We start from the raw sequence: 11208 nt of genomic DNA on the forward strand, positions 1-11208 counted from the left end.
TGCATATACAGTAAGTTACGATTAATCCTTGGTTGAAAAGTCAGTTTATTTCAGTTTAAACCAGTTTATTACAGGTTGATTGGATATAAGTATGCATTATTGTGACATCGAAAGGAACAGAAAAAAGAAACTTTCTAAATGAAGGGTTTAAGAAAAGAAAATTGGTTCCAGAGAAATGGAAGGAGAAAAGATCACAAAGATAAACCCCCAATTTTTTTATATAAAATTAAGCACATTCTAAAATTAAATTAAATGCAAAAATTATTAACAATATTCGTGACTGTATTATGTCTTATTATTACAACAAAAGCAATTTCACAAGAGTCAGCTACAGACCTTAAATACAGAAGAAGCTCATTATCTATGATTATTATTGAAAACAAAAACTTACCTAACAAAGACGCTGTATTAAGTTCGTGGACTAACTACCCGTTCCCTGATAAGTATAATAAACATGTTACTAATCTTAAATCTATTAATATTGATAATATAAAATTGTCAGAACAAGAAATAGAAGCTGCAAATCTAAAAAAAGAAAAATTGAACAATGGGCTTCAAGCCGGAAAAACATTAAACAACGCTACATCTAATAAATTGTCGAGTTCAGCCAACTCTGTTGCCGGTAAATTGCCAATGGAAAAAACTGAGTATCAAATGATGATTGACAAGGTCATTACAAGTGAAAAACTTGCAAATAAGTTAGTAGCAAGTTGGTTTAATAGAAGTCCTGATGGAAAGTTTAATATGAAGCTTATTCAAGAACGTGGATTTTATAACGCTTCTGAAATGGAAGCCGGTATTGCGAAAGGACAAGCAAAAGGACTTGCTTCACTAGGAGATGCAGGAGAAGAATTGCTCAGAAATACATTTGTAACATTCACGAAATTAGATTTTATAGAAAATGAGCCGGCAGCGTTGAAGGCTCGAGATGCTGCTAAAAAGGAAATACAGGAATCCATGACCAACAGTCCTAAGCTCTTAGTTGACAAAGCTCTTAAGGGGGCTGATAATGCATATGACAAAGCGAAGGAAGGATATTCTTTATGGTCTAAGACATGGCTTTACCAATTGAAATGGAATGATTCTATTGCTGCGATTTTCTACAATGACCTATGGTCTAATCCTAAGGCTTTTGATAATTCTAATTTATTTAGTTTAGAATTTGTTGGAGTTCAATACAATCAAAGTCTAGTTACTTTTAAAATTGGCGAAAAGAGAACACAAGAGCAGATTATTGATTTAGCCCTAGTCAGAAATGTTGACAATGCTTTTGCTGAATTGCAAAAAGAAAATGAGGTTTTTAGGCCTAAAGTTCCTGTGCTTAGTGCCGATCCAATTACCGCTCAAATAGGAATGAAAGAAGGTTTAGAAGGTGGTGAACAGTTTGATGTATTGGAAATGGTTCTTAACCAAAAGACCGGAAGAACTGAGTATAAAGTAGTCGGTAGCGCAACTGTTGACAAGAAAATTGTATGGGACAATAGATACAACGCAGGTGATAAATCAGAAGTAGTATTGGATAAGAATGGAGCGCCTATTACTGCTACACTATTTAAAGGAGGAAAAAATATACAGCCGGGTATGCTCTTAAAGCAAAAGAGATAAGATCAATTTTCAATTAATACATTAATTCATGAAATCAATAAATTTAATATTATTCTCAATTGCGTTTTTCTCTTTTCTAGACTACGGAATTGCTCAATCCAAAAAGAAAGCTGATAAGGAAACAGCAATTTGGCGATATGAATTAGAACCTGCTGGTACCGGAATACAGGGCTCTTATCAGATAAAAGTATGGTCTTATTCAAAGAAAGCTGAAACAGCTATCGAGCAAGCAAAAAAGAATGCAGTGCATGGTATTATTTTTAAAGGATTTCCAAGTAAGGAAAGGTTGAGCGGTCAGAAAGCATTAGCTCAAAACCCAAATTTGGAGGAAGTAAAAAGTGAATTCTTTAAAGAGTTTTTTCAAGATGGTGGTAAATATTTGAAGTTTGTTACACTTGTCAATAATGGCGCTATTGCTTCAGAAGATAGAATCAAAATTGGTAAGGAATACAAAATTGGTGTTATCGTTTCTGTCAATGTAGCGGCACTTAGAAAGGATCTTGAAGATGCAGGTATAATTAAATCATTGAGTAATGGTTTTTAGTAAATAACACAAGTTTCGGCAGTTAAGTAACCAAGGTAGATGGTTGATGTTAGATGTTAGATGGAGTTTAGTCAATTGATTCATATTTTTTCATTAGTAGGTTTAATAGAAAAAATATCCTTGTAATTGATGGAAAGCCATCTAAAATCTACCTTCTAACATTTTATTAAAATTTAAATTTCTTCTTAAAAAAGGAAAATTTGACTACCGAAACTTGAGTAAATAACCTCATTTATGAGATACAGAATATTAAGCATTTTCTTAATTGGATGCGCCATCCTTATTTCTTGTAAACCACAGAAAGAAATTTCGAGTGACTATACTTTTAGAACTGAATGTCTTAGCTTAGATTTGGATGGCTCTCAAACTTTAAAAGCATGGGGAACAGGAATTAATAGGTCGGAAGCGATTGAGCAAGCAAAAAAAAATGCGGTTCGCGATGTTATTTTTAAAGGTGTTTATGATGGAAAGCAGGATTGTCAGATAAAACCTGTTATTACTGAAGTTAATGCTCAATTAAAACATGAGGAATACTTCATTAAATTCTTTTCAAAGAAGGGTGATTACAAGGATTTTATTAAAGTAATTGATGATAAAAGTAATCAAAAATCTGACCGAAATGCTGATGAAAATAGACAAAGAGTTTCCTATGGAATTGTCCTGCGTATCCTACGTTCCGAACTCCAACAAAAACTAAAAGAAGACGGGATTTTAAATAAATAAATTTAGACCTATTAAATGAAAAAAATAGTATTAACTCTTTGCATCTTATTACACGCTCTTATTTCTTTTTCTCAAGCTAAAAAACCAACAATTATGGTTGTACCAAGTGATGTTTGGTGTAATGATAATGGATATATGATGGAGTTTGACAATCAAGGTAAAAAAGTCAAGGTGCCCGACTACAAAAGGGCATTACAAGAAAATGCGGATTTATTGTTGGTTATAAGCAAAATCAATGAAATGATGGCTGAAAGAGGGTTCCCCCTTAAAAACCTCGAATCCTCATTAAAAACCCTGGAAAATGAATCTGCTGAAGATGCATTGCTGTCAAGTAAAGATGGTGGTGATATAAATGAGGGCCCAATTGATAAATTAAAAAAAGTTACTAAGGCAGATATTTGGATCCAAATGACATGGACAGTGAATACCGTTGGGCCTAAAAAATCCATCACGATAAATTTGCAAGGTTTGGATGCTTATTCTGACAAACAAATCGCAGGAGCATCCGGCACAGGACAACCGTCCTTTACAGCTGAAATGCCAGTTTTGTTAGAAGAAGCGGTATTGGCGCACGTTGATAATTTTAATGTTCAGTTACAAAGTCATTTTGATGATATGTTTGCTAATGGACGCGAAATTGTTTTAAGAATTAAAACATGGAGTTCATGGGATTCTGATTTGGAAAGCGAAGATTTTGGGGACGATGAACTTAGCGCCCTTATTGAAAAATGGGTATCCCAAAATACAGTGTCGGGTAGATTTAGTACTTCAAATGTCACTGAAAATATGATGCTGTTCGAACAAGTCCGTATTCCTCTATTTGATGAATCTGGTAAAGCTTTAGATGCTAGAAAATGGGCGAATGGTTTAAGAAAAAATTTAAAAGATACCTATCAGATCGAATCAAAATTAATGATGAAAGGATTGGGTCAGGCTCAATTGGTATTGGGCAGTAAATAATATTGAATTAAGAATTATCATGATTAAAAGCATTATACTTATTGGAATTTTCATCTTTAACGGCCTTCATCTATTCGCACAAAATAGTCAGGGAAAGCTAGATGATGCAGCGCGAATTGTTTTAACCTCAGTTGTTTCTGATCAAATTGAAGGCCTTACGCCTTCTGCGCAATCAAATTTACTTAGCAAGTTAAACCAAATCACAACCAAATGCGGCATGGGTGGCAGTTCTCTCGACCAAAGATTTATTATTACTGCCAATGTTGTAGTCTTAACTAAAGATATTACCCCTACCGCTCCTCCTATGCATGCCTATACTTTGGATGTGGGATTATATATTGGCGATGGTATAGACGGAACGCTTTTTTCAAGTACATCGGTCTCGTTAAAAGGGGTTGGAGAGACAGAAACAAAAGCATATATGGCAGCTTTGAAAAACTTAAAAACTTCAGATCCTCGTTATCAAACATTTTTGGAAGAAGGGAAGAACAAAATAGTAGCTTATTATAATTCTAAATGTGACTTTATACTTCAAACGGCTGAGACCAATGCGAATCAAAAGAAATTTGAAGAGGCATTAGCTATTTTGTCTACTATTCCGGAGGTATGTAAAGAATGTTTCGATAAAGCACAGGAAAAATCTAAAGATGTATTCAAGAGATACATTGATAATAAATGTGCTGAAGATCTCACTAAAGCCAATGCAGCTTGGGCAACTTTTAATGACTCGACTGCGATTAGTTATTTATCTCAAATATTTCCTGATGCAAAGTGCTACAATGATGCTTTAAGTTTAATAAAACAAATAAAAGATCACAAATGTGCGGTATCAATGGGCAAGGCCAAGGGTGCCTGGGCAACTATGGATGCTCAATTGACAGCACAATATCTGTCAGAAGTCTCGGCGGATTCAAAATGTGCTCCTGAGGCAAAGCAATTGGCTTCAAATATTTCTTCAAAATTGAAGGCGGACGCTAAAGCAAAATGGGAAATGGCTTATGAAAAATACAATAGAAATCAGGTATTAAAAGAGGATGGCGTTTATCATCAGTTTTCAATTAACAACAGAAATATGACTATGTCAGAAAAGAATGCGGACAATCAAAGAGGACTTGATAATAGAAATATGTCAATATCAGAGAAGAATGCTGACAATCAGAGAGGATTAGATAACAGGAATATGGCTTATAAAGAAAAACATGGCTATGATTTAGAAAAGGCAAAAATCAATGCCAGTAGGGATGTCGGGGTTGCCTGGGGCAAAAATCAACCAAAAAGTGTAACACACAATTACGTTGGGTGGTGGTAATAACATGATTGTTTTGTTCCACATATCTAAGGCAATCTTGTCAACAAGGTTCATGTCATCACTTAGATTCATCAAATTTGCCAAATTAATCAAAATCGAAACACATCAATTATGAAGATTATATCGACACTTGCCGTAACAATATTCTTTTTTTCAATAGGGATATTAGGTTGTGGAAATAATGATCAAAACTCAAATAAGCCTTCCAAAACGGTCAATACTGTTTCTTCAAATAGTCAAGAAATAGGAGAAGAGCCGGAACTTTGCAGGTGTCTATCAGAGCCAGTTAATACAGAATGGTATTTGAAAACAGAAGATGCTTGCCGTGATATAATAAGTAAGGAGCTAGGAGTTGATAATTGGGAAAAAATAAATTTTTCTCAAAGACCTGATATGAATAGAAAATGGGATCTATTAAAGGAGAGATGCCTGGGGAGTAAAAAACCTGTGAAAACCGGCAGCAAACTTATCGATGATAATTCGGAACTAACCCCTGAAATTGGCAAATCCTATGGATACATTTGGGAGTCCATCAATAAGGAAGCTCAAGTTTATTCTATAATAATATTTGAAGGATTAATATTTCATCAATCAGTTTATAATATGAATGGAGGATCTAATCTGGATGATTTTATTTTAGTGGGGGAAGTTTCAGGAAAATGGAGAGCAATTGATTCTAGATATGCACAAGGCAAATCTGATGAGAAAAATATATCCATGGATTGGGTCTTTGATGAGGATTATTCGACGCTAACCAACAATAAAGGTAAGATTTTTAAGAGAGTTAGTCTCGAATAGGTAAAATTACATAAGTTATTACATTTATCAACATAGGCGTTTCGGTATAATAAACTTATGTGCCCTACGTTCCTACATGTTTCAATCAACTTTAAAAAGCAGTATGATTGAGCCTGGGGCACAATTCCTAGCATACTTATCCTTCAATCCGTTGACACAAGTCAACGGCAAACTATGAGTTTGAATTTTTTTAAATTAACATGTAGGCACATAGGCGTGCGTGTATAATAAACTTATGTGCCGTATGTTCCTACACGTTTCAATTAACTTTAAAAAAGAAGTATTAATGAGCGTGGGACTGAAGTCCTATCCTGTTTTATCCTTCGATCCGTTGACACAATTCATCGGCAAACTATTGTTGCTTTCCAATTATAGATACAGCCCGATCGGAGTAGTATTTGATGCCAGTCAAATCCCTTTGTGCTCTCAAAAATTCAACACTAGCAAAGAAATCTAAAAAACCAAAGCAACTCTCATCTTGAAATAAAATTGAAAACCTTCCCTCCTACGTGTTAGCAAACAAAGAATTTCTAAATGAACTCTGCCCTCCTTGCAAAAACACCCCCCGCTTTGCGTACCCCTCAAGAGGGGAAGATGCGACTTTATTTTTGTTTTTATTTTAAGGCATTGCTAAAATCAGACTCGAATTACAGGAGAAATGTGTTTTCCTAAAATGCTACTCTGTTAAATCTGTGCCGCATTTGACACCAGTCAAATCTCTCTGAGCCCCTCAAAAACACTTCAAATAGCAAATTGCATTCAAAAACTAGAGCCACTGCCGAATCAAGCTACAATTAAAAACCTCTGTGAATCTCCGTGTTAAAACTCATTCTCTTATCCCAAGACGGCGTTAACAGCTTCGAAGATAATGCACAAATATTGTATACTGACTCCCTCAAAAAATCGCCCATAGCTACTCAAAACCCCCTCTGCCAGCTCTTATTATTCACTGTTCATTATTCACTATTCATTGCCAATCTCATACACGTACCTCCTCCCATCTCCAGTATCCTTCCTCCTGATGATCAGATCCTTGTTCAATCTGTAGCGATATATCCGGTTGATGTCTTTGATCAGCGCATGGCGCTTGAATCTTTGGCTTTCCTGTGGGGTCAGTTCGGAGATCCCGAAGATGGCGTCGATCTCTTCCATGTTCAATGTGCTACCGGAATGTGTGAGCAGTAAATCGATATATCTATTGTCCCAGGTGATGTCTTCGGTGTCAACAATTTTTGTGCCCTTCTTTTTGTATCTTATATATGTGTAACTGACTAATCCTATTAGCAAAAATCCCCCGGAAATAGAAATCCACAGAGGTATCTGCCCAGCTTGAGTAGTGTCTGCCAACTTTAGCGATTGTATTTCTGCAGAAGGGTCGAAGGTGTAGTGGTTATTTAAATTATTGGAGTAGAAATCGATCAGATCACTGTATATATGAAGGAGATTGCCGGCACTGTTGGCATAACCACGAAAAGGGATGTCAATGGTGGTACGCACCTCGCCATTTCTTTTGTCGATGAGGTAGGGCAACTGTTCTATGAGGTAGTAATAATTTTCCAGTTCGATGCTGTTGAGGTGCGTTGGCTTGGGCATGACGATATTTTTGACCATAATATCTTCACTTTCAACTACGGACATATCATCGATATTCAGATCCATAGATTTGATATTATTAAATACATGCAGGCCTTTCGCATTTTGATAACCGTAGTAAAAAGGCAATTCTGAAGTAAATGGCAACACGTCCCACTCTCCACGATCCCTCAGAAACCGAACGATGAGTCCATGATTCCTCCAATATCCATATCCTCCGAAAGCATATATCTCGTCTTTGTGCACAAAGATCTTAGCACCGAAGTTGAATCCCTGGAATGGACCTTTGTACATATTGTCCCACTGACCATTAGTCCACCGGTAAACATCAAACATTCCATTGGGGATCAGATATTTGGTTTCATTAATCTCCACAATATCCATTCTGTCTATCTGGAAACCTTTTTTCTTGGTGGAGTCAAGGACTGATAATGCTTTGCTGTACATATTACGGAGTTCGATAGTATCCGTTTTTTGTCCTGCATCTCTATATACTATCTGCGCAGACAGGTAATAATTGGAGAAAAACAATAAAAAGAACAGCAGGTGGAGGCGCATCTTGATTCGTGTATAACGTAAACATAATAAAAAAAGGAGTGTGGTATGCTATTGGTTTGGAAATAATGGGATTTTTGATCGAAAAGATTTGGAGAATGTATGAGCCGTCGTGGACAACAGAAATATCCTACGGAGCGCCGTCTGATGCCTTCAAGTCATCTGACGTTTTCGTTGAATCTGGCATTGTCTGCACGCGCAAACATCCGACGACCCAAAGTTTGAGCTTATCTCTGTTTTGTGAGTTGAGAAATATGATGGTAATGATACGTCGGATGGTGTGAACAAGAACATGCTACGGAGCGCCGGCTGATGCCTTCAAGTCATCTGCCGTTTTCGAAAAGGCTGTCATTAAAAAACATGGCGTAAACGAGATTATTCTACATTACTCCGACATGAACTGTCCGGCTAGGTACTTTCTGTGAGGTAGCCACCTACGGGGCAAGTTTTCATATCAAGAGACGTTGTTACAAACAGGAAGGACCTACGGCCCAAAACGCTGCACTCCTATTTTCATAAAATATATGGGGGAAATGAGAGACTAAATAATCTCAAACCTGGCGCCTTTAGGTGTTAAATGTTTGTAACCAAGTAAGTCGGAGGTGTAACATGCCCCGTAGGTGGCTACCTTCTTCAAAATCGGAAATCAACAACCTCCGTGAAACTCTGTGATACCCTCCCCCATCCCCTTTGTGAAACTTCCCTTCCTTTGCGAAACTTTGTGATACAGCCCTCATTAGTCTGCAAGACAAATCCCTCCGTGCTCTCAAAAAATGTCCTTTAGCAAAGTGAATTAAAAAAACTAGAGATACTTCCAGAAAATCAAATATCAACAACCTCCGTGAAACTCTGTGATACCCCCCCCTCATCCCCTTTGTGAAACTTCCCTTCCTTTGTGAAACTTTGTGATACAGCCCTCATTAGTCTGCAAGACAAATCCCTCCGAGCTCCCAAAAAATGTCCTTTAGCAAAGTGAATACTTCCATCTAAATCGGAAAACAACAACCTCCGTGAAACTCTGTGATACCTCCCCCCATCCCCATTTCACCCTTAATTAGAAAAATCACTCTCCCTTCCACAACAGAGCCATCAGCCATCAGCCATTAGCCATCAGCAATCAGGAGTAAATAACACTATATAATAACCCACATCTCATCACTTTTTCCCCCAATACTTATCAGAAACACATTCGATCTGCACAAAAACACAATTTTTCATCAACTAAAATTCATTAAAATCCATAAAAATCCATAAAAATCAATAAAAAGTAATAAAAATCACGAAGCTACTCTTTTTGCATAATCAGCAGATATACAGTAACATATGCTATGTTAATAATTTCCAATATCAGTTTATTTCAGTTTAAACCAGTTTATTACAGGTTAATTAGGATAAAATTATCATAATTGTATTCTCGGAAAAAGGCATAAGTGACTTGCCCAGATAACCGGAAATTTAAAAATAGACACTTTGAAATATTTTACAAAAGAGGCTATAATTATAAATTATTTTAATTGCAAAAAAAGTGAATAGAATAACAAATAGCAATCTTATCTTAACTAATAATAAACGGATCTTAACATATACTAATGTTTTAAAACTTAGCATCTTATTTTAGCAACTGCGTCAAAATTTGATAATGTTTTAAAATACAATATTTTAGTCCATACTACCTACTTATATACACTTTTACACTAATTCATACATACAAATAACATACTTAATCATGAAAATATCTGACACATAACAGACACCCGGTAGATGTAACTAAAGTTATATTTCACACCGACTTTTCCAGTACTAATTTTGAACCATAAATATTTTTGAAGAAGTTGTAACTACAATTTCATCTCGATTATCTATGTATATTTTTAAACACCAAAACCAAACCAATTGATACATCTCTCGCTTGTTACCCTCAAATCAAAGACTGCTAATATCCTTGCGGAAGAATTAAAATTGTCCGGGTACGATCAGGTAAGTGTCTTCTATGATCATCTAGAATTTATAAATCATTGTAATTCTAGTCCCGGAGATATGATATTATTCCTGATTGAAAAGAAAAGTGCGCATATAATGTCGTGTCTTGATTTTATCAGCAGCAATGCTTTAGACATTCCTTACCTATTTTATATCAAGAATGAAAGCAAAACTCTAGCTGAAAAACTATCAAAATATCACCCAGCCAACACCATCTATGAGCCTTTTACAATAAATCAATTAATAAAAATGATTCAATTAACCTTAAAAAATAACGCAAATATGAACATCCATCAAAGCGGCTTAGCCGAAATTATTGAACACAATACCCCGGAATTAAATAATGTAAAAGCCCCTACTTTACTCAAACGCAATTATGCATTTTTTAAATCGGGTGTCGAAATTGTGAAAATTTATTTCGAGGAGATCATGTATGTCCATAGTGACCATGTATATGTTTTTCTGATCACAAAAACTAAAAAAATTCCGCTGCGCAATAAGTTGGAAGATGTCGAGCACTACCTGCCTGCACAGAATTTCCAACGGATCCATCAGCGCTACGTTGTCAATATAGACCATCTGACCAAAGTCACTTCAGAAGCAGTATTTATTGAGAATATTGAACTTCCATTGTCGAAGAAATACAAAAAAACCTTGCTTCAACACATGAATATATTTACGTAGCTATTGGTTTGGAAGTTAGAAGTCAGAAGTCAGAAGTCAGACGTCAGAAGTCAGAAGTCAGAAGTCAGAAATCAGAATATAACTTCGATGATTGATTTTAGCAAATGAGATAGTTTAAATAAATCTAAGAAATTAGAAATTGAGCAAACTGTTTTATATTCAATAATATAAATGAAACTATTCGAAAGGTATAACAATAGTCTATCATTCGAGCTCAATATCATAATCAAAGCCAACCCTCAAACAAAAATTAGTCTACCTGTATTGCTTTGCTTCCAAAATCGTAAAGATAACCTGAAGTGTAAAATGTTCAACGCAAATGCAGTTGAGTAGATTTCCCCCTTTTGAGGGGGGTAGGGGGAGTCTTTTATCCACATGCATTACAATTATCTGACTATCAGCCTACTAAATTTATTTAAATAGGAGAAGTCAGAAGTCAGAAGTCAGAAATTAGAAG

The 11208-nt window shown here is 35.7% G+C and carries 9 protein-coding genes; 8 read left to right on the forward strand and 1 reads right to left on the reverse strand.

The window, feature by feature from the left end; all coding sequences use genetic code 11:
- Window positions 1-252 precede the first annotated feature (252 nt).
- From IPI15_RS17235 to IPI15_RS17265, 7 genes are all read left to right on the forward strand, one after another.
- Window positions 253-1605: a hypothetical protein gene (locus IPI15_RS17235; RefSeq protein WP_287405018.1), complete on the forward strand. Its 1353-nt coding sequence runs from the start codon at window positions 253-255 to the stop codon at window positions 1603-1605.
- A 28-nt stretch (window positions 1606-1633) separates the two neighbouring features.
- Entirely contained in the window at window positions 1634-2149 is a 516-nt protein-coding gene (locus IPI15_RS17240) for a hypothetical protein (RefSeq protein WP_287405020.1), read from the forward strand.
- A gap of 234 nt (window positions 2150-2383) precedes the next feature.
- Window positions 2384-2872: a hypothetical protein gene (locus IPI15_RS17245; protein ID WP_287405021.1), complete on the forward strand. Its 489-nt coding sequence runs from the start codon at window positions 2384-2386 to the stop codon at window positions 2870-2872.
- 15 nt (window positions 2873-2887) lie between these two features.
- Entirely contained in the window at window positions 2888-3832 is a 945-nt protein-coding gene (locus IPI15_RS17250) for a DUF6175 family protein (RefSeq protein WP_287405023.1), read from the forward strand.
- A 19-nt stretch (window positions 3833-3851) separates the two neighbouring features.
- The gene (locus IPI15_RS17255) at window positions 3852-5141 is read left to right on the forward strand and encodes a hypothetical protein (protein ID WP_287405025.1); all 1290 of its coding nucleotides are present in this window, start codon (window positions 3852-3854) and stop codon (window positions 5139-5141) included.
- A gap of 111 nt (window positions 5142-5252) precedes the next feature.
- On the forward strand, window positions 5253-5939 hold the full coding sequence (locus IPI15_RS17260) for a hypothetical protein (protein ID WP_287405027.1): 687 nt from the start codon (window positions 5253-5255) through the stop codon (window positions 5937-5939).
- Window positions 5940-6183: 244 nt separating this feature from the next.
- On the forward strand, window positions 6184-6396 hold the full coding sequence (locus IPI15_RS17265; RefSeq protein ID WP_287405028.1) for a hypothetical protein: 213 nt from the start codon (window positions 6184-6186) through the stop codon (window positions 6394-6396).
- 506 nt (window positions 6397-6902) lie between these two features.
- Here IPI15_RS17265 and IPI15_RS17270 read toward each other — a convergent pair.
- A complete protein-coding gene (locus IPI15_RS17270) occupies window positions 6903-8090 on the reverse strand; it encodes a hypothetical protein (protein WP_287405029.1) in 1188 nt (395 codons plus the stop codon).
- A 1890-nt stretch (window positions 8091-9980) separates the two neighbouring features.
- Between IPI15_RS17270 and IPI15_RS17275 the strand changes: the two genes are divergently transcribed.
- Window positions 9981-10751 (forward strand): LytR/AlgR family response regulator transcription factor, encoded by a 771-nt coding sequence (locus IPI15_RS17275; RefSeq protein WP_287421558.1) that lies wholly within the window; start codon window positions 9981-9983, stop codon window positions 10749-10751.
- The last annotated feature ends 457 nt before the right edge of the window (window positions 10752-11208 follow it).

This window comes from Candidatus Brachybacter algidus, assembly GCF_016707225.1.
GTDB lineage: Bacteria > Bacteroidota > Bacteroidia > Chitinophagales > Saprospiraceae > Parvibacillus > Parvibacillus algidus.